Raw genomic sequence first — 18,793 nt, 5'->3', positions numbered from 1 at the left:
GATACAATAGGTTTTGTGATATAATATTTGCCCCTTTGGTGTTACGAGAATAAAAAGCCCCGAAATCGGGGTTTTTATCATATTGCATAATGCTGTTTAGCTTTATGGTCACGAATAAAGGTATCCAGTTTGGTACTGTCAACCATTATGTGAGCCTTGTTTGGCAAGAGAAAAGAAAAATTATCTTGCGCATATAAGTATAAAATTCTTTGAGTTGAAAGTTTGAAATGTTGGTCGGACAGTTATACAGACACGAACCGTTGGGAATTATAGGGAAAAGCTATCTTTCGGTGGCTGAGCTGTACTACAGATATTTGGGGTATAATTATGTGCTGAATAATCCTCTTTCCTAACGGTATGTGGGTGAACGGATATCCCTGAGGAGATTGCAGCGTTTATGGATGGAGTTAGGGGTAATGGAGATGATAAAGATAAAAACAAAACAAGGAAGAGGGCAACTCTGTTAAACCGCAATGTGTTACGTGTTTAGGCCCTTCCACTGTAGGTGAAAACTTATTTGGATTGACATACCCAGAGGGTAACAACCCTAAGAACTATTTAGGCGACTATTATGAAAGAGGTTATGCCCAAAGAAAGGCTTCAAGCGTTAGGTCTTGGATTAACAGCTACCCCTAAATCCATTTACAAGTTTTTAGTCGATAAAAATGCTGGTATTAGTATTTATTTAGATTATAAAGTTTCTAGTATGGGAGTAATAAATAAACTTAGTCCCCCTAAACGATATTGATTTATGAATAATAAAAGTATATTTTTTTTGAGTATTTTCTCAGTAGCTCTGTATTCATGTGATCTGTTTTCTGTGGGGAGTTATCCATACAGGGAAGAATATGTTTTTAATGAGTGTAGTGAGAAAGAATTAATAGCAGACTTAGAGAATCTAAAGAAGGAGTATCCGGATTTGTCATTATCCAGACATCCGGAGTTTAAAGATTCCTACACAGATTCTAGAAAACTATGGTATTCATTTTACTTTCAGAATGTAAATACGGGTACAATATTTAAAACCATTATCCAAGAGAAAAACAAGAATGAGACTATTATTGGCTTGGTTTCAATTTGTGATATACAGGATTTGTACAATTGGAAGGAAGTTAACCATGATTTGAAAGGAGATTCAAATAGGAATGTAAAACTAGAATTCGAAAATATCGTCTTGTCTAAATTGAAGAGAAAATATAGGAAAAGGACATTTTGGGAAAACGTAGGAATAAAGTAATGGTAGTTGAAATTTTCCTGAATTCTACAAAAATTGAACGAATAATTTTGTAGGAACAAAAGGACAATCGAGTAGGACGTAAGGGGTCGAATCCCTTACTGTCCTTTCACAAAAAAACAGGAGCGAACCCGCCCCTGTTTTTCCAACTATTCTAACACTATAAAATTTAATTATCCTCGTCTTTGATGATCGAATCTTTTTCCGGTCTGAACGTTTTATTTTTCACTTTGCCCAGCTCGGCTACGCTTGAGGAGGTAGCGGAGATCGCGGCATTCGTGATCTTGGCCTGCTGCGCTTTGAGGATGCTCCGGTCTGAAACAGTGGCTTTCAGGTCTTCGATCTGCCCCAGGAGCAGCACGTTCGACCGGTCATCTACATTCAGCGCCAGGTTGCGGGCGTTCAGATGAATGGCCGCCTTGCTGTTTTCCGAAACAGAGATATCTGCTTTGGAAACATTTTCAAAACCATACATCTTCAGGATGGCCTCATTTTCAATAGATACCCCGGAAATCCCCGGTGTGCTGATGAATACCAGGGTCTCGCTGTCGTGTTTTTTGAAAGGGTCGCGGTAGCTTACCGTCAGCTTCCCGTTGACTACCTGCACGCGGGTATCGTCAATGTTACTTTCTTCGTTAGAATACAGCTTAACGGCCGTGGAATCGGCTCTTACCAGCAGGATCCTGAATTTTTCGCCGATCTCCACCTTGTCAATCGCCGAGCCCGGTCTGATGATCACGTTATGCGGCCGGTTTTCCCAGTTTTCAAATTCGCTACCGAAAGCCTCGTCCTCAAAATCGCGCTCAACGTTTTCGTAAGGGTCACTCTGCGGACAGTCGAGACACTGAATTTCGCCGGTCTCATTCACGATAAACGTGTTTTGACCGGAGTAGTCGTAGTTGAAGCCGGCACGGCTTATATTCCAGGGAAATCCGAAGGCATCGAGGTACCGTTTGGTAAACCGGAAACGTGTACCTTTCGGGATTTCTATCTCCAGCCTTACCGACTGGTCGCGGAAGGGGTCGCCTTCACGGGTAGTAAAGTTATTGTCAAAGGTAAGTGCCGTTCCGTCCTGGACGATAGCGTATTTTATGTTTTCTGCAAACCTTTTCGCGTCGCGGGAGGTAGGCCCGTTGGATTTCGCTATTTTAGTTACATAAACTTTATCCAGGTTGGTGCCCGCCACGGAGAAAGAGGGGCGCACACCGTTCCGGTAGGTCTCGGCGCTCCTGGCGTCAAGGATCAGTACTTCGTCTTTCGGAGGAATAAAAGACTGCTCCGTTTCTATTGTTTCGCGGTTGGCAAAGTTCAGCGAGTATTTGGTGCCGACGGATACGGCCCCGACAATGCCCGTGAACCAGAGCAGCAGGAGGGTCAGCCAGAAGTTCCGGTTGCCGATGGCCTTGCCCACAATCAGCATGGTACCGGCAAAAATAAGGGCCAGGCCGGGAATAAAGATAGTGAAGAAGGCAAATACTCCACCCAACGGGGGGATTTCAGCAACAATGTAGTTGAGCTCCAGGTTGCCGGTGTCAAACCATTGGTAAGAATTCAGCAGGCCGAAGAAAGCCCCCAGGCCTACCAGTGCGCTAAAGGCTATGGATATCCCGGTGAGGATAAGCACAACACCGGCCAGCACTTTGAGCAGCGCCCCGAAAGGGCGTACCAGCTTTCCGAGGAGGGAGAAAAACAGCCCGATCAGCCGGAAAGGGAAAAGGAGGATCTTCGACAAGGCACTCTCGGTTTTAACCGGCTGCTCTCCTTCTTTGATCCGTACAGATTTCTCAATGTTCTGAATAGTGACCGGCTGGCCTTCCAGCTGAAGCTTCTGGGTCACCGAACGGGCCAGCGGAGCCAGGATCCACAACAGCAGGTACAGGATGATGCCAATGACCAGGAAAGCCGATACCACAAAGATAATACGAACGATCTTCACGTCCATCCGCAGGAAAGAAGCCAGCCCGGAGGCTACCCCGCCAATCACCTTGTCGTCAGGATTCCGGTAGAGCTTCCGTACCGACGGGTTATCTTCCAGGTCGTACCGTACAGGCATGACCACCCAGCACACCAGGTAAACAAGAATCAGGCCGGGGCCTACGCCTTCACCGATCAGGCCAAGGGTAAATACCAGGAAGATCATCCGGGCCCAGACCACGTCAAATTTATATTTGTAGGCAATACCGGCCAGCACGCCGCCCAGGGCTTTACGCTTGCCGTCGCGGTAGAGTCCGCTGATCAGCGGAGGCTCAGTCTGGTAGGCCGGTTCTGCCGCTTTGGGTGCCGAATGAAGGTCTTCTTCTTCTTTGACCGCTTCAAAGTCAGATACGGAGCCCATGGAAGCAATGATCCGGTCAACGTCATCGTTCTCAATTATGCCTGTAGCCTGGTGCTTTTCAAAGAATTTCTCGGCTATCCGCGCTTCGATGTCCTGTACAATTTCGTCACAGCTTTCGTAACTTGAAAAGTAGGTTCTCAGCGAGCTCAGATAATGGTTTAGCTTATGGTAAGCTTCTTCTTCTATGGTAAAGAAGAAGCCCCCGATATTGATCTGTAATGTCTTTTTCATGATTTTATTTTTTGGATTTGGCAATGATAGAGTTGACAGATGATGATAACTCTTCCCAGGTAAGGGATAGTTCGCTCAGGAAAGCACGTCCTTTTTCGGTTAAGATATAATATTTTCGTGGCGGACCGGACGAGGATTCGATCCATTTGTAATCCAGGAGTTCAGCATTTTTCAGACGGGTAAGCAGGGGGTACAGTGTACCCTCCACTACCATGATCCTGGCGGCCAGGAGCTCTTCCAGGATCTCGGAGGCATATACCTCCCCCCTGGAAATGATCTGTAAAATGCAGTATTCCAAAATGCCTTTCCGCATTTGTACCTGTGCATTTTCTAAATTCATAAAGACACTTTATTTAAGTTTGGTAAAACGTAAGTAATAGCTTTTTCGCTACAAATATAAACACAGTACTTTGTAATACAAGATACTTGGTGAAATAATTTTTTTAATTCCCGAAATTATCGGGAATTTTGTATTTCGGAGTATTGTTTATCAGGTTCATGGATCCCGTTTCAGAATATATAGCAGTAGCGCTTGCCTCCAGTTTTAAATTTGTAGGCGGACCCGTAGCCGGCATGGCCATGGGCTTATCGCTTTTGGAAACCGCCCTGTGCTCTGCTGCCGGTATGATGCTCACCGTTTTCCTGATCACCTATGGGAGCAACCTGTTGAAAAGATTATCCGCTACCCGTTGGTTTATGAAAATAGCAGCGTTTTTTCATCGTGTAGCCCACTCGCCCCAAATCAGGCGGATCTTCGGGAAAAGAAGCCGCAAGGTATTCAGCCGCACCACGCGCCTGGCGGTTAAGATCAAGAGCAGCCTCGGCCTGTGGGGCGTGGCCCTGCTTACCCCGTTTTTATTCACACCCGTGCTGGGAACTTTCCTGGCCCTTAGCTTCCGGTTCCCCAAGCGGGAGATCCTGGAAAAGATGCTTGTTTGCGGCCTCCTGGCCGGTTTTCTTCAGACCATAGCCATTCATTACCTGAAAGTTTTGTTCTGAATGGCGTACATTCCGCACGTACATATCTTCGCGTATAAATAATTTGCAATTTGCTGTTAAAAAATTGTACTTAAATAGTTTTTAGTTTCTATTATTGTATAAAAAATAGAGAAACCTTATTAAAAATTATTATGCGTAAAATTCTACACTGCAGATTACTGCTGGTGATCTGCCTTTTTTTATCGGGAACAGCATTTACTTACGGGCAAACAGAAGTTACGGGGACTATTGAAGATGCGAAAACAAAAGAGCCCCTGGTGGGAGTGAGTGTTCAGGTGAAAGGAAAAGTAATCGGTACGATCACGGATATTCACGGCAGGTTCAGGCTGAGTACCAGTACGCCGCCGCCTTTTGACCTGGTAGTTTCTTCTGTGGGCTATAAGCCGCAGGAAGTGCGGGTAGAGCGATCAGGTACTGACCTGCGTGTTTCGCTGGAAGACCAGAGTATCCTCGGACAGGAGATCGTGGTTTCGGCATCGCGTGTGGCAGAAAGCGAGATGAAGTCGCCGGTGACGGTAGAGAAGATTGATCTGCGGACAATCCGGGAGACTACCGCACCTAACTTTTATGATGCCATGGGTAACATGAAAGGAATCAACCTTACCACACAGGGTCTCCTGTTCAAATCGATCAACATGCGGGGCTTTGGCTCTACAGGTAACCCAAGAGTGGTGCAGATGATTGACGGTATGGACAACATGTCGCCGGCATTGAATTTTGCCGTAGATAATATTGTTGGTATGCCCGAGCTGGATGTGGAGTCGGTAGAAGTACTTCCGGGAGCGGCATCTGCCCTGTATGGCCCCAATGCCATCAACGGTTTGATCCTGATGAACTCCAAGAGCCCTTTCCTGTACCAGGGACTGAGCGCCAATGTACGCGGAGGAATCATGAGTGAAGAAGGCCGCACCAAGCCCAATACGCCGTTTTACGATGCGTCTCTGCGGTATGCCAAGGCTTTTAATGACAAAATAGCTTTTAAAGTGAACCTGTCTTACCTGACTGCCCAGGACTGGCAGGCCCGGAATTTCGCCAACCTGAACGTAGGCGGTGTTGAAAACGGGAAACGCGGCCAGGGAGTTGACCTGGATTATAACGGGCTGAATGTGTACGGTGATGAGGTATCGGCCAACATGCAAACCGTAGCATCGGGACTGGTAGCGGCCGGCCTGCTTTCACAGGGTGCCGCCGCTATAGTACCTAACCAGGTGGTCAGCAGAACGGGCTTTATTGAATCCGATATGGTAGATAATGAAACCCACTCGTTCAAAACCAACCTGGCGCTGCATTACCGGCCAACCGAGAAAATGGAGCTGATCGGGCAATATAACTACGGTTACGGTACCACGCTTTATACCGGAACCGGCCGTTACTCGTTAAAAGACTTCAGCATCAGCCAGGCAAAGCTGGAGCTGAGGGGAGATAATTTTAACCTGCGGGCGTACACCACTATGGAAAATTCGGGTAAATCGGCTTTCCTGGGACTGTCGGCGGTACAGCTGCTGAATGACGTTAAACCGCATGCCAGCTGGTTCGGAGAGTATGTGGGGGCCTACCTCCAGGCGCTTCAGAGCGGAGCTCCTTCTGACCAGGCGCACCTGGCGGCAAGAAGCTTTGCAGACAAAGGCCTGCCTTCAGGACAGGACCTGAAAAACCGGGCGGAAGAATTCAATAACATTCCTATTGTGAAAGGTGGCGGCGGTTTCCTGGATAAGTCTAACTTAAGGCACCTGGAAGGCCTGTACAATTTCAAAAACCAGATTTCCTTCATGGACCTGATGGTAGGAGCCAATTACCGGGTATATAACCTGCGGTCAGACGGTACCTTGTTCAATGATATGGCGGAAGGGCGTGACGGCAGCATCGCTATTCACGAATACGGTGCCTATATCCAGGCCGGGAAAGGAATGTTTAACGATCATTTCCGCCTGGTAGGATCGCTGCGTTACGATAAGAACGAGAATTTTGACGGACAGTTCTCTCCCCGTTTATCCGGGATCTTCTCGTTCGGAGAGAACAATATACGCCTGTCTTACCAGACCGGTTTCCGGATACCTACTACCCAGAACCAGTACATTAACCTGCAGACACCTCAGGGTACGCTGATCGGCGGCTTGCCTGAATTTGATAAAATCAAGGAGTATAACCTGGCCGGCGGTATCACGAAATATACCCTTGACCAGTTCACCAAGCTGGGACTGAATTATTTTGATGCCGCCACGCAGGCCAGCATCCTTTCCAAGGCTCAGCAGCATGCCACCGCTGTCATTACGCAAACGGTGAACCAGCAGGTTACCGCAGCTGTTAATGCACAGCGCCCGCTGATCGAGCAACAGGTAATAGCAGGCGTAACCGCCCAGGTAACTGCCCAGGTGGCTGCGCAGGTAGATGCGGCTATTGCTGCCGGACAGATCCCTGCATCGCAGAGAGATGTGGTGATTCAGCAGCAGGTGGCCGGCCAGATGGCATCAGACGGTATCCAGAAAACCATCGAGCAGACCATTACCGCGCAGATCGCCAACGCTATCCAGAGCAATGTGGCTACCCAGCTTCCGCTGGCTCTCCAGGCTAACCTGGCTACGGTTACCGGACAGCTGGCTCCGGCCTATGGAGTGGCCGCCCTGCCGAAGTACCAGGCCAAAGCGCTGAAGCCGGAAAAGATCACATCGTATGAGATCGGGTACAAGGGCCTGATTGCGAAAAGGCTGTTTATTGATGCCTATTATTATTTCAGCAAATACGAGAACTATATTGGTGGTACGACCATTGTGGTGCCAACGGCTCCTTCTCCGGCAGTACCGGGATTGCCCGTAGAGTCAGGTATCGGTGCCGGTTTGTATAAAGGCTTCTCGCGCCCTTCCAATACCGAGAAAGTAATTACGGTTTACGGATGGGCCGCCGCCATGAATTATTCCTTCAATAAAGGATATAATGCCGGTATTAACGTAACCCACAATAAGCTCGACGGTTTTGAGGCATCGCCTGAACAGCAGTATGCAAGCTTTAACTCGCCGGAGTATACCTATAACGCTTCGTTTGGCAAGCGGATCGGAAGCGGTGACAAATTCGGGTTTAATGTGAACCTTCGTCACCAGACCAGGTTCTTGTGGGAAGCAAGCTTTGGTACCCCTACAGATGCCAGCCAGGCATTCTTTACCAATTCACAGGTACCGGCCATTACCAATTTTGATGCCCAGGTGAGCGCCAAGCTGTCTTCTATCAAGTCTATTCTGAAGATAGGGGGTAACAACATCGGTGGTAAGCCGTACTTCCAGGCATTTGGTAGCTCTATGGTGGGAAGCACGTATTACGTGTCGCTCACGTTTGACCAGTTGTTTAACAAATAAGGCTTAAAGACGCAAGGTGACGCAGATTTCCGGGAAATACCATTGGTATAGATCCCGGAAATCTGCGTCATCGGTGTTTCAGGCCAATTGGAACAGCTGCTTTACGGCATCTGAAATGCGCAGGGGTTTCTGAGTAACGGGATCTACGGCGATCCAGAGAGTGCGGGCCCTGACAATGACTTTCCCGTTGAGGCGGATCTCATAACAGCGTTCGCTGCTGACACCACCGGCTGAGCTTACCCAGGTAACCAGCTCTACGCAATCGTGAAGCCGGGCAGGATAGAAGTACTCTATTTCGTGCTTCCGTACCACCCATTTTACCGTATCCCTGATCTCCCGGGGCGCCAGGGAATCCCAGTGGCTGATGGCCACCTCCTGCAGAAACCGGAGGTACACCACGTTGTTAACGTGCTGCATATCATCGAGGTCGGCCTCTGAGATGATCCGGGTTTGGGTGAAAACGGTCTCTTGCATCAGGGTATAAAGCAAAAAGCCTTAACCGTTACCGGCAAGGCTGAAATATATACAAAGGAGTATAATTATTTTAAAGCTTCGGCTACGTTATCCGCAGCAACCATTTCTTCTTTAAAAGTATAAGCTCCTGTTTTATCAGATTTAACGGCTTTGATCACTTTAGCGAAGCTCTTCAAAGCGGATTTGTCCCTTAGGGTCGCAACTACTTTCTTTGCCATGTCTTTCTATTATTTCAGATTATTTGATTTCTTTATGAACGGTAACCTTTCTCAGGACAGGATTATACTTCTTGAGCTCCAGCCTTGCAGTAGTATTCTTACGGTTCTTGGTAGTGATATATCTCGACATTCCAGGTACTCCTGAAGTCTTATGTTCAGTGCATTCCAGTATGACCTGAACTCTGTTTCCTTTCTTTGCCATTCTATTAATTAATTAAATCTATCTTAATCGGGCTGCAAAGATAATATAAAATATTTGATTTAAAAACCTTTAGCTGAATATTTTGATTCTTGCCGGCAAATCCCGCCCGATATACGTATTTGCCTGAAAAAGCGCTTTCTTGCTTAAACTTTGTAAAGGTAATATATGTCTAATAAGTGATTTGTACGTTATTCTCAAACCAAGTGATTTTTATGAAAAAGATAGGGGTTTTATTTTTAGTGATGTGGGGTTTCTATGCCTGTAAAACGGCAAAGCCCTATACGCTGCCAGACAGCGAAGCGCTGATCAGTGCCCATAAGCGGGTGGCTGTGCTGCCTTTTGATGTGAAGTTCAGCGAAGAGTACAAAAAGGTAATGCGCGAGGGAAAAACCCCGTGGGAAGAGCAGGAAAGAAGGGCCGGAATTGATCTGCAGAGATCGGCGTTTGAAGACCTGGCCAGGAGAGTCAATAAGAAACGACTGGGTATTACGGTGCAGGACTACCTGACCACTAACCGTACGCTGGAGCAGTCGGGTATCCCGTATTCGCAGCTTATAGGTATGGAGAAAGCACGGATTGCCTCATTACTGGGGGTAGACGCCGTGGTTTTTGGCAGCAGTGCGGTTGAGTTCAGTATGTCGAGGGGCTTCACGGGAAGCAACGGCATCGTTACCCGCCTTGATCTCTTTGATGCCGGCGCAGAGCAGAAAGTCTGGAGCATTTCTGACCGGGAATATATCCGCAGCCGTTTTGACTCGCCGCAAGACCTGGCGCGGCGTACAGTAAGTGACCTGATCGGGGCACTGCCATACAAAAGCGGACCGAAGTAAGAGGCAAGTTAAAAGTGAAAAACTAAAAGTGAAAAGTTATGGTCTGAAAGTTAACGTTAGCTGCCGGTGCAACGCTGCTTTCTGTTCAGCACGCAGAGCCTCCTGAACGGGAGACTCTGCGTGGACAAGAGCAGAGAAATGCACCGCAACTTTTCACTTTTAGTTTTTAACTTTTCACTGGCTTCTTATCTTCTATCAAAAAATATATTTCCCCTCTGCCAGCATGGCATCGGCAATTCTTCTCCTGGCGTCTTTGGTGTTGACCGGTTCGATTTTGGTAAAACGTTTCAGGCCCATGAGCATCACCCGGAGCTCGTCGCCTTCGGCAAAAGCGCTGATGGCTTCGCGGCCGGACACCGCCACTTTGGCCACGGCATTCTGCAGGTAAACCAGGGCCATGTCTTTTTGCAGGGCCACGGCTTCTTCGCCTTTGAGGCCTGCCAGCTTTTCTACTCTCAGCAGGGCCGATTCAGCCACGTAAACCTCCATAATAATATCAGCGATATTCATCAGAACCTCCTGCTCATGCGAGAGCTTCATCATAAATTTCTGTACGGCCGAGCCGGCAATCATCAGGGCCACCTTTTTCAGATTCCGGATCACTTTCTTCTCGGCAGCAAACATTTCGTCTGAGCTGTCTCCGCCAAATTCAGGGATAGACAGGATCTCCTTGCCAACGGCAGTGGCCGGTCCGAGGAGGTCAAGCTCGCCTTTCATGGCTCTTTTGAGGTACATATCCAGTACCAGCATGCGGTTGATCTCGTTGGTGCCTTCAAATATGCGGTTAATGCGGGAGTCGCGGTAGGCCCTGTCCATAGGGGCATCGGCCGAATAGCCCATGCCTCCATATACCTGTACGCCTTCATCAACCACATAATCGAGGGTTTCAGAGCCGTTTACTTTCAGGATGGCGCATTCAATGGCGTATTGCTCCAATGCTTTCAGCTTGGCTTCGGCGTCGTTCATGCCCGAGGCCACCAGCGAGTCAATGAGGTCATCAATATTCTGGCCGGCCCGGTAGCAGGCCGTTTCGCTGGTCCAGATCCGGGTAGCCATCTCTGCCAGCTTGTGCTTAATGGCACCGAAACGGCCTATGGAAATGCCGAACTGCTTTCTTTCGTTGGCGTAATTTACGGCATGGTTTAAAACGGCTTTTGACCCGCCAACCGCTGCAATAGCCAGCTTAATGCGACCCACATTCAGGATATTCACCGCTATTTTAAACCCGTTTTCGCGGGTAGAAAGCATATTTTCTACCGGTACGTGGCAGTCATTGAAGAAAATCTGGCGGGTATCTGAGCCTTTAATGCCCATCTTGTGCTCGGGTTCATTCATGGTGATGCCGCCAAAAGACTTCTCCACAATAAAGGCGGTCAGGTTCTTGTCTTCTCCTATTTTGGCAAAAACGATAAAGAGATCGGCAAAGCCTCCGTTGGTGATCCACATTTTCTGGCCGTTCAGCACATAGAATTTTCCATCGGCAGTGAGCTCAGCCCTGGTTTTGCCGCTGTTGGCATCTGAACCCGAGTCAGGCTCTGTCAGGCAGTAGGCGGCTTTCCATTCGCCGGTACCCAGCTTGGGTAGGTATTTCTGCTTTTGCTCTTCATTGCCGTAATATACGATGGGTAAGGTGCCGATCCCGGTGTGCGCCGACTGGGCCACGGAGAAAGAGTGGCCGGCACCCAGCACTTCTGCTACAAGCATAGAGGTATTGAAATTCATGCCGAAGCCGCCGTATTGCTCCGGTACGGCTGTACCCAATAAGCCCAGTTCGCCGGCCTTGTCCATTAACGAAGAAATGAGCTGGGGCGATTTTGCACTATCGATCTCCTCCAGGATAGGATGAATCTCCGTTTTGATGAAGTCGCGGCAGGTATCGGCAATCATCTGCTGCTCTTCGGTAAATTCTTCAGGGATAAAGATCTGCCCGGCGGCGGTTTCTTTGATCAGGAATTCTCCTCCTTTTAACGAACTCATTACTACTTATTTTTAGATGGGGTAAAACATTTTTATCAGTATGCTTGCATACTACTTACAAAGTAATGAATTTAAATAATAGTATGCAAGCATACCATTTAAAAATTTTAGGAATTTTCGGAGATTTTTTGGTGAAATAAGAGGGGCGTGATGGCGGGTACCGTATAATAAATTGGGGAGAAATATTTAGGAAAACCATTTTTTTGTGCTTAACTTTCCTATGCAGCTTTTAAAGCTCCTTAGTAAACCCGGATCTTCCGGCCTGTAAAGCGCGTTTCCACGCCCGTTTGGTCGTTTTTATACATTTTAATTTATCCTCCTATGAAAAAAACAATTATCCTGTTCACTCTACTTCTGTCTTCTGTGGCTTACTGCCAGGAAAAAACTATCGACAAAGACAGCATTATTGCCCGGAGTGTTGCACAGGCCCCGTCTTTCTGGGGCTCAGGCCGTGACCTGAGCACACTGGTGGGCCCGAATGCCGCTGCTTTTGAGAAGTATGCCAACGTTCCTGTCAATTACAATACGGGCCAGGTGAGCTATGCCCTGCCCCTGATGACCCTGGTGATTGATGACGAGCTCCGGATCCCTGTTACACTGGCTTATTCCAATTCGGGGCTGAAGCCGGCGGAGATTCCTTCCTGGACGGGCAACGGCTGGGATGTAAATGTTGGGGGTACCATTGTACAGTATCATAAGGGCCTGGATGACTTCAGTACATCAGGGTTGCAGCTGGCCCTGGTAAGAAGTAAGCTGGACAGCTACCATAACGGTACACTTACCGGGGCATCGAAATACGATTATTTATGGCAGGTGGCGGAGCAGAACATAGATTCGCAGTTTGATGTATTCTCTCTGCATTTCCTGGGCAGAAGCAACAGCTTCTACTTTGATCGCGACACCGTCAAGTTTTTCAACAAAGAACCGTTGAAAGTGGAGTTTGCCTCCAATGTATTTACGGTCACTGACGAGGCCGGTTACCGGTATATATTCGGAATAAGGTCGCTGTCATCGGGAAGCTACCAGGATGATACCTATGGCGGCATGACCTTTACAGAAGGTGCCTCTACCTGGTTTCTGACGAAGATCGTAACACCGGCGGGCCGGGAGGTAACATTGGTATATGCGGAAGACTCCGGCTATGAGATTTATGAAAGCCGGCGGGCGTACTCCAGCGGTACATATGTTTCAGGATATACCTGCCCGGTGAATTCGGCTTATACGCCCCACTATGTTATCAGTTACCAGTTTATAGGGCAGCGCTTACTTAACCGGATAGATTACCCGGGTGGGAAGCTGGAGTTTCAGTTGACCAACCGGAACGACCTGCAGAGTCCTGTCGGTGTCAAAAGCAAAGCACTTCAGGCTATCCGGCACCGGAATATAAATAACCAGGTAATCGGTAAGGCGCTGTTTCAGTACGGCTATATGGATGCGCTTTCGCAAGACAGGCTCCAGTTAAATTCCGTATCGTTGAGCGGCACAGACACTACACTTACCCAAACCTGGGCATTTGATTATTACCCGTCTTCCGGCCCTGTCCCCATACCGGGGCTTGTTAAGCCGGGAAGCACGAACGTTCCTAACCATGCGGTAGATTACCGGGGTTACTATAACGGACAAACCTCCAATACCGATAAGGTGCCCCGCTACAATTACAGCAGCTTAAACCCTTACAATACCTTAGGTACTGTAGCCGGGGGAGCCAACCGGCACCCCGATGCAATTTTCTCCCGTTGGGGAATGCTCCGTAAAATAACCTACCCTGATAAAGGGTACGACTGGCTGGAATACGAAACGAACAAGTATAAAAAGTCAGTAGGCAGGGTATCCCTCTATGAAGCAGAAGATACGGAAAACTATTATACCGAGCTGTTTCGGTCAGTAACCGGGGTTTGTGATACGGTTATTCAGGATTTTACCCTCACCTCTGCGGTGATCAATGCTCAGATAAGCCTTCACATACAGTCAAACTCCAGCCCGGTCACCATTCGTATTCAACGTCTTTCAGACATGACATACGTGGTAAACACCACTCAAAGTCCTGCCGAAGAATGGGAGAATACCCTGATCGTTAGCCTGCCGGCGGGTGGATACCGTTATGAAATACAGGCCCCCTGCAATACGTAAGTGCTGCCTGGTTCACTATCCGGGCCCCTGATCCGGAACAGGTATGGATTCGTACCGGTGGAAACCGGGTGGCGAAAATTAAACGCTATCCCAGAACCGGTCAGCCCGATATCCGGAATCTGATCTATAAGGAAGGGGATCCAAATACGTATTTAGTGTTTGACTATTTCAAACTGGTGGCCCGGCCCGAATATATGTCGAGCAATTGCTCTTTCTGCGGAGCCTCATTCGAGATCTCCGAAAATAATACGGATACATTTGAGGGTTTTCATCTTCAATACGGAAGAGTAGAGGAAATAAGCTATCTGAAAGGATATACCGACTATTGGTATAAACAGTGGGCGGATATAGGTAGTTTTCCTGATTTTTTAAATTACTCTAACCGACCTGCACTTCCCTGGAGGAGCGGACTGTTGAATTTAAAGTATGAATTTTCAGGAAAAAACCGGATGCGAGAAGCACAGAGCAACAGTTATGCGCCTCTGCATGTAGATACCCCTTTTGAAAACCGGAGCCTTGTGGTGCAGTTCAATTATCCCTGCCCCACCGCCATAACGTATTCCGGATCTTATGATATATTTTCAACGGATATTGATCCGCTTTTTACTGACAGGTCAGGGAAAGTGGAAGAAGTCAACTGGCTGTATAATGATGATGGAGACTGGCTTATACGCATGGACAGCACGGGCTTCGGCTATAATGCCCGTTGGCAACCCTATAAGGTGAAAAGGGCACGGAGCGACGGTCAAATCAGCGAGCAAACCACCTATTATGCAGAAGATTTTAATAACATTTCAGGAACGAATATTGCTGCGCTTAAAAGCAAGCACATCGTTGGTAAGCCCCTAAAGGTAGTGGAGACCATCGGCTCTCAAACCGTTAGCGGAGAGCTGGCCGGTTACGATACCAACGGTAAACCTATACAGGTTTACCGGTATGAGAGCGACGCTAATCATATCCACAACCCGGCGGTATACCCCGGTTCTGATTTTAAGCTGGAAGAAACACGTACCTACAACTCCCAGGGTCTTCTCAGTGGGTTTACCACCCATGACGGCATAAGCTATGTTTACCTCTGGAGCTATAATTTTACCCATCCTGTAGCGCTGATCTCAAATGCTACGGAAACAGAGGTGACCGCTGTTATCGGGAGTATCGAAACTTTCGGGGCATTGACCAATGAAAGCAGTATCGTTTCTGCCCTGTCGGCTTTGCGGGGTAGCCTGGCCTATTCGCTAATCACATCGGCCATTTATTATCCGGGTATAGGCGTAAAGCAGCTGATCAGCCCTGACGGTATGATCTTCAGTTATGAATATGACGGCATGAACCGCCTCAGAAAGGTGAAAGATCGTAACGGCAAAGAAGTAGACCTCTACACGTATCAGAATGCTTTAACTTTAATCTCCAACTGACATGAAAAGATCCCTTTTGTTGATAGTAACGGTTCTGCTATGTGGTGACCTGTACGCACAGGTTGCCCCCACATCGGGCCGGGCAGCTATTGTACACTCGCGTTTTCGTAGTGCCGACTCGGGCGGAGTTCCCAACGACACCAATGCGATAACTACCCTGCAATATTTTGACGGGCTCGGAAACCTCATGCAGACCGTGGGATACAGGCAAAGTCCTGCCGGAAAAGATATCGTGCTGAGTAGTACGGAATATAACCGGGGACTGCAACCGGTAAGAAGCTACCTGGCATTTCCCATGACTACAGGTACCGGCGATTACCAGAGCTCGGTGCTGAGCCCGGCCCAGTCTTTTTACGGAGATACCGTACCGTATGACGAAACCCTGCGGTTTGACCTCTCGCCTCTGGGTGAAGTGCGGGAAGCGCGGGGGCCGGGCCAGGCCTGGAAAACCGCCGGTCGTACGGTAAAGACTGCATCGTATAGCGGTAGCAACATAAAACTGATCACTGTGGACGGTTCCGGAAACCTGGTCTTCAATAACCGTTATATAGCTTTCGGGCGTTACTGGACAGAAATAGTGACCGATGAACAAAATAACCAGGCTACAAAGGTAACCGATATGAACGGCCGCGTGGTAGAAACGCGGGATGCGCTCAACCAGCTCACCTTATATGTGTATGACGGTCGTGACCGGCTGGCAGCGGTGATCCAGCCGCAGGCGTATAACTTCGGACTTTCGATCACAAAAGATTCAGATACCTGGCAGAAATATGTCTTCGGCTATGAATATGACCTGAGAAACCGGGTAATCAGGAAGCACATCCCGGGAGAGGGGTGGACAGAAATTGTTTACGATAAGGCAGACCGGCCGGTGATGCAGCAAAATGCCCGTCAGAAGGCTCTGAACCGGTGGACGTTCTGGCAGTACGATGCCTTTAGCCGGGAAATTGCCAAAGGAGAGATGCAGAAAACCACCACCCGGGCTTCGGCACAGGCACTTTTTGATGCGCAAACCATTACCTGCGAACGCTGGGAAGACTGGGCATATACGGAGCTGAGTTTTCCCACTTCACTAAAACCCCTGCCGGAAGAAATAGAACGATATTATTTTTATGACAATTACCTGTTCATTGCATCCGAGTTTGCCTTTAAGCCGTCAGGAGCGTTTCACCCGCAAAAAACCAACGCTGTGGGGCTTCTTACGGGGGTGGCCAAGCGCAACAGCCGTGACGATGCCGTCTATTATACCGATACCTATTATTACGATGATTTCAGCCGCCGGATCCAGACACAGCATGTTCATCAGAAAAGCATTACCAACCACAGCAACGTAATTGTAAAAAACTACCAGTACAGTTTTTCAGGAGAAGTGCTGAAAGAATATGTTACCTATCCTTTTCCAACAGGAACGGTAGAGGTAAAGACACACAACGTCTACGATTACAGAGGGCGGCTGATCAAAATTTATCATGGCATCAACACATCTCCTGCAGAGATTGTGCGTTACAGCTATGACGAGGCAGGCCGTATGAGCCAGAAGAAATACATGCCGAACGGTACATACACCGCTTCGGGCACTTCTATCAACGGCCTCCAGACCATTGATTACGGGTGGCATATCCGGGGCGGTTTAAGCGGTATCAATCTTAACGGTTCAGGCAATGCTGTTCCGAATGTTTCGCAGGGAGATTTGTTCAGCTATAAGCTGGAATACGAAACGGCGGGCCGTTGGGACGGTACCGTTGGTCGGCAGCAGTGGAACCATGTGGTGAGCAACAGTGCAGTGGGGCTGCGGTCATATACTTTTTCCTACGATGCCGCCAAGCAGCTCGGGAAAGCTACGTATTCCGGGTTAGGAAGCGAAAACTACTCTCTTCTGAACATGAAGTATGATTTCAACGGAAACATTATGGGCCTGCAGCGTTGGGGAAAGACAGGGAGCAGCACGTACGGGGCCATAGACCGGCTGGGCTACACCTATAGCGGTAACCGTCTCACCAATGTGATTGATACGGTTATCACGGGTTACGACGTAGACCTTATTCCACACGGTAGCGGGAATTATACGTATGAAGCCAACGGCAACCTGAAAACAGATGACCACAGCCAGATCACCAACATCAGCTACAACAGCTACCTCAACCAGCCGGATGAGATCAGCCTGACTTCCAGTCGTTGGATCAAGTACACCTATAACGGGAACGATGAGCTGCTGAAAGCCGGGTACAGTACCGGTGAATATTGGGAATATGCGGATATATTTGTGTTTAAGAACGGCTCGCCTTACCAGATGACCGTACCGGAGGGCCGTGCTGTCTACTCAGGGGGCAGCTGGCTTTATGAATTTGATTACCAGGATCACCTGGGTAACACGCGTGTGAGCTTTGGGGCCAGCGGCAGCACGTTACAAAGAACGGCCGCCACAGACTTTGATCCGTGGGGGGTGAGGCTGAATGGTACGGGTGTGGTGAACAGCTTCCAGAACCGTTGGGAGTTGCAGGGCAAAGAAAAGGAAATGACCTTCGGGCTTAACAGAGTCAACTTCGGAGCCAGAGTTTATAACCCGACGATCGGGCGCTTTGACCGGGTCGATCCACTGGCGGAATATGCTGTTAGCTGGACGTCATATCACTTTGTATACAACTCACCCTCAAAATTTATAGATCCTTCAGGTATGTTTGCTGAAGAACCCGATCCACCGGGTAGTAAGAAAAAGGAAGACCCGCTGGTACAAGGTTTTATAAATTATGGAAAAAGTATATTATCTTTCGGTAGGTCTTTGTTTTCAAATCCCGGAGGAACTTTGGGAGGAATTGGACAAGGAGTTGCCCAAGGGTTGAGTAACTTTGTAAATCTGGATGGCGGAAATTTAGCTAACACAATCACCAGGACGGGAGGGGAAGCTTTAGAAGGCTATGTAAACAGAGTAGCTGGTAGTAGCGACCCTGGTTATGAAAGTCAGGTAGTATTAGGAGAGCTGGCAGCGGAAGTAACGGTAGGGGCATTATTAACTAAAGGAGCCACTGGTCTTGCAAGCAAGGGAGCGGTTGAAGTGGTAGTAGAAGGAGGTGTGAGTAATGTTGCAGCTAGGGAAAGTAGCAATATCCTGTTAAATACTTCAAAACAACTACAAGCCAAGTTTAAACATGCAGGTGATTTTGGTGTAGCTGGTAATTATAGTAAGGCAAATGCAGGTAGATATAGTTCTGCCATTAATCAACATATTAATTCCGCAGGTGTTCAAAGTATTAATGGATTATATAGGGGGCAATCGGTAATACACTATGTAAATCCGAATACAGGATTAAATGTAATATCAAGCCCATCAGGACACTTTATAAGTGGTTGGAAGCTCAACCCTGCACAGTTACAAAATGTTCTTAAACACGGAGGATTATAGA

Annotated in this window: 14 protein-coding genes; 8 read left to right on the top strand and 6 right to left on the bottom strand. The window is 48.1% G+C overall.

Annotated features, from left to right (window positions below; all coding sequences use genetic code 11):
* Positions 1 to 571: 571 nt before the first annotated feature.
* Positions 572 to 748 (top strand): hypothetical protein, encoded by a 177-nt coding sequence (locus AB2U10_RS01840; protein ID WP_367914420.1) that lies wholly within the window; start codon positions 572 to 574, stop codon positions 746 to 748.
* A 3-nt stretch (positions 749 to 751) separates the two neighbouring features.
* Complete coding sequence (locus tag AB2U10_RS01835; RefSeq protein WP_367914421.1) at positions 752 to 1,237, top strand: hypothetical protein; 486 nt, start codon at positions 752 to 754, stop codon at positions 1,235 to 1,237.
* A gap of 166 nt (positions 1,238 to 1,403) precedes the next feature.
* On the opposite strand, the gene AB2U10_RS01830 is transcribed toward AB2U10_RS01835, so the two are convergent.
* Complete coding sequence (locus AB2U10_RS01830) at positions 1,404 to 3,800, bottom strand: PspC domain-containing protein (RefSeq protein WP_367914422.1); 2,397 nt, start codon at positions 3,798 to 3,800, stop codon at positions 1,404 to 1,406.
* Positions 3,801 to 3,804: 4 nt separating this feature from the next.
* A complete protein-coding gene (locus AB2U10_RS01825) occupies positions 3,805 to 4,140 on the bottom strand; it encodes a PadR family transcriptional regulator (protein ID WP_367914423.1) in 336 nt (111 codons plus the stop codon).
* A gap of 158 nt (positions 4,141 to 4,298) precedes the next feature.
* On the opposite strand from AB2U10_RS01825, the gene AB2U10_RS01820 reads away from it, so the two are divergent.
* Entirely contained in the window at positions 4,299 to 4,799 is a 501-nt protein-coding gene (locus AB2U10_RS01820) for a hypothetical protein (protein WP_367914424.1), read from the top strand.
* A 131-nt stretch (positions 4,800 to 4,930) separates the two neighbouring features.
* Positions 4,931 to 8,146 (top strand): carboxypeptidase-like regulatory domain-containing protein, encoded by a 3,216-nt coding sequence (locus AB2U10_RS01815; RefSeq protein ID WP_367914425.1) that lies wholly within the window; start codon positions 4,931 to 4,933, stop codon positions 8,144 to 8,146.
* A gap of 78 nt (positions 8,147 to 8,224) precedes the next feature.
* Here AB2U10_RS01815 and AB2U10_RS01810 read toward each other — a convergent pair whose 3' ends face one another.
* From AB2U10_RS01810 to rpmG, 3 genes are all read right to left on the bottom strand, one after another.
* Positions 8,225 to 8,620 (bottom strand): acyl-CoA thioesterase, encoded by a 396-nt coding sequence (locus AB2U10_RS01810; protein ID WP_367914426.1) that lies wholly within the window; start codon positions 8,618 to 8,620, stop codon positions 8,225 to 8,227.
* A gap of 65 nt (positions 8,621 to 8,685) precedes the next feature.
* The gene (locus AB2U10_RS01805; RefSeq protein ID WP_367914427.1) at positions 8,686 to 8,838 is read right to left on the bottom strand and encodes a DUF4295 domain-containing protein; all 153 of its coding nucleotides are present in this window, start codon (positions 8,836 to 8,838) and stop codon (positions 8,686 to 8,688) included.
* Between the two features lie 19 nt (positions 8,839 to 8,857).
* Positions 8,858 to 9,040 (bottom strand): 50S ribosomal protein L33, encoded by a 183-nt coding sequence (gene rpmG, locus AB2U10_RS01800; protein WP_367914428.1) that lies wholly within the window; start codon positions 9,038 to 9,040, stop codon positions 8,858 to 8,860.
* A gap of 212 nt (positions 9,041 to 9,252) precedes the next feature.
* Between rpmG and AB2U10_RS01795 the strand changes: the two genes are divergently transcribed.
* Positions 9,253 to 9,870 (top strand): hypothetical protein, encoded by a 618-nt coding sequence (locus AB2U10_RS01795; protein ID WP_367914429.1) that lies wholly within the window; start codon positions 9,253 to 9,255, stop codon positions 9,868 to 9,870.
* Between the two features lie 195 nt (positions 9,871 to 10,065).
* Here the strand turns inward: AB2U10_RS01795 and AB2U10_RS01790 are convergent, their stop codons facing one another.
* On the bottom strand, positions 10,066 to 11,847 hold the full coding sequence (locus AB2U10_RS01790) for an acyl-CoA dehydrogenase FadE (RefSeq protein WP_367914430.1): 1,782 nt from the start codon (positions 11,845 to 11,847) through the stop codon (positions 10,066 to 10,068).
* A 321-nt stretch (positions 11,848 to 12,168) separates the two neighbouring features.
* On the opposite strand from AB2U10_RS01790, the gene AB2U10_RS01785 reads away from it, so the two are divergent.
* The 3 genes from AB2U10_RS01785 to AB2U10_RS01775 all read left to right on the top strand — a co-directional run bounded on the left by AB2U10_RS01785 (position 12,169) and on the right by AB2U10_RS01775 (position 18,792).
* On the top strand, positions 12,169 to 13,977 hold the full coding sequence (locus tag AB2U10_RS01785) for a hypothetical protein (RefSeq protein WP_367914431.1): 1,809 nt from the start codon (positions 12,169 to 12,171) through the stop codon (positions 13,975 to 13,977).
* Between the two features lie 68 nt (positions 13,978 to 14,045).
* On the top strand, positions 14,046 to 15,392 hold the full coding sequence (locus tag AB2U10_RS01780; RefSeq protein ID WP_367914432.1) for a hypothetical protein: 1,347 nt from the start codon (positions 14,046 to 14,048) through the stop codon (positions 15,390 to 15,392).
* A 1-nt stretch (position 15,393) separates the two neighbouring features.
* Complete coding sequence (locus tag AB2U10_RS01775; protein ID WP_367914433.1) at positions 15,394 to 18,792, top strand: DUF6443 domain-containing protein; 3,399 nt, start codon at positions 15,394 to 15,396, stop codon at positions 18,790 to 18,792.
* The last annotated feature ends 1 nt before the right edge of the window (position 18,793 follow it).

This window comes from Leadbetterella sp. DM7, assembly GCF_040829825.2.
Classification (GTDB): Bacteria; Bacteroidota; Bacteroidia; order Cytophagales; family Spirosomataceae; genus Leadbetterella.
Note: the sequence above shows the minus strand (reverse complement) of the source record. Positions and strands in the feature narration are given on the sequence as shown.

Coding starts and splice junctions, on each gene's coding strand:
- AB2U10_RS01840 (WP_367914420.1), top strand. CDS start 572: ATGAAAGAGGTTATGCCCAAAGAAAGGCTTCAAGCGTTAGGTCTTGGA.
- AB2U10_RS01835 (WP_367914421.1), top strand. CDS start 752: ATGAATAATAAAAGTATATTTTTTTTGAGTATTTTCTCAGTAGCTCTG.
- AB2U10_RS01830 (WP_367914422.1), bottom strand. CDS start 3,800: ATGAAAAAGACATTACAGATCAATATCGGGGGCTTCTTCTTTACCATA.
- AB2U10_RS01825 (WP_367914423.1), bottom strand. CDS start 4,140: ATGAATTTAGAAAATGCACAGGTACAAATGCGGAAAGGCATTTTGGAA.
- AB2U10_RS01820 (WP_367914424.1), top strand. CDS start 4,299: ATGGATCCCGTTTCAGAATATATAGCAGTAGCGCTTGCCTCCAGTTTT.
- AB2U10_RS01815 (WP_367914425.1), top strand. CDS start 4,931: ATGCGTAAAATTCTACACTGCAGATTACTGCTGGTGATCTGCCTTTTT.
- AB2U10_RS01810 (WP_367914426.1), bottom strand. CDS start 8,620: ATGCAAGAGACCGTTTTCACCCAAACCCGGATCATCTCAGAGGCCGAC.
- AB2U10_RS01805 (WP_367914427.1), bottom strand. CDS start 8,838: ATGGCAAAGAAAGTAGTTGCGACCCTAAGGGACAAATCCGCTTTGAAG.
- rpmG (WP_367914428.1), bottom strand. CDS start 9,040: ATGGCAAAGAAAGGAAACAGAGTTCAGGTCATACTGGAATGCACTGAA.
- AB2U10_RS01795 (WP_367914429.1), top strand. CDS start 9,253: ATGAAAAAGATAGGGGTTTTATTTTTAGTGATGTGGGGTTTCTATGCC.
- AB2U10_RS01790 (WP_367914430.1), bottom strand. CDS start 11,847: ATGAGTTCGTTAAAAGGAGGAGAATTCCTGATCAAAGAAACCGCCGCC.
- AB2U10_RS01785 (WP_367914431.1), top strand. CDS start 12,169: ATGAAAAAAACAATTATCCTGTTCACTCTACTTCTGTCTTCTGTGGCT.
- AB2U10_RS01775 (WP_367914433.1), top strand. CDS start 15,394: ATGAAAAGATCCCTTTTGTTGATAGTAACGGTTCTGCTATGTGGTGAC.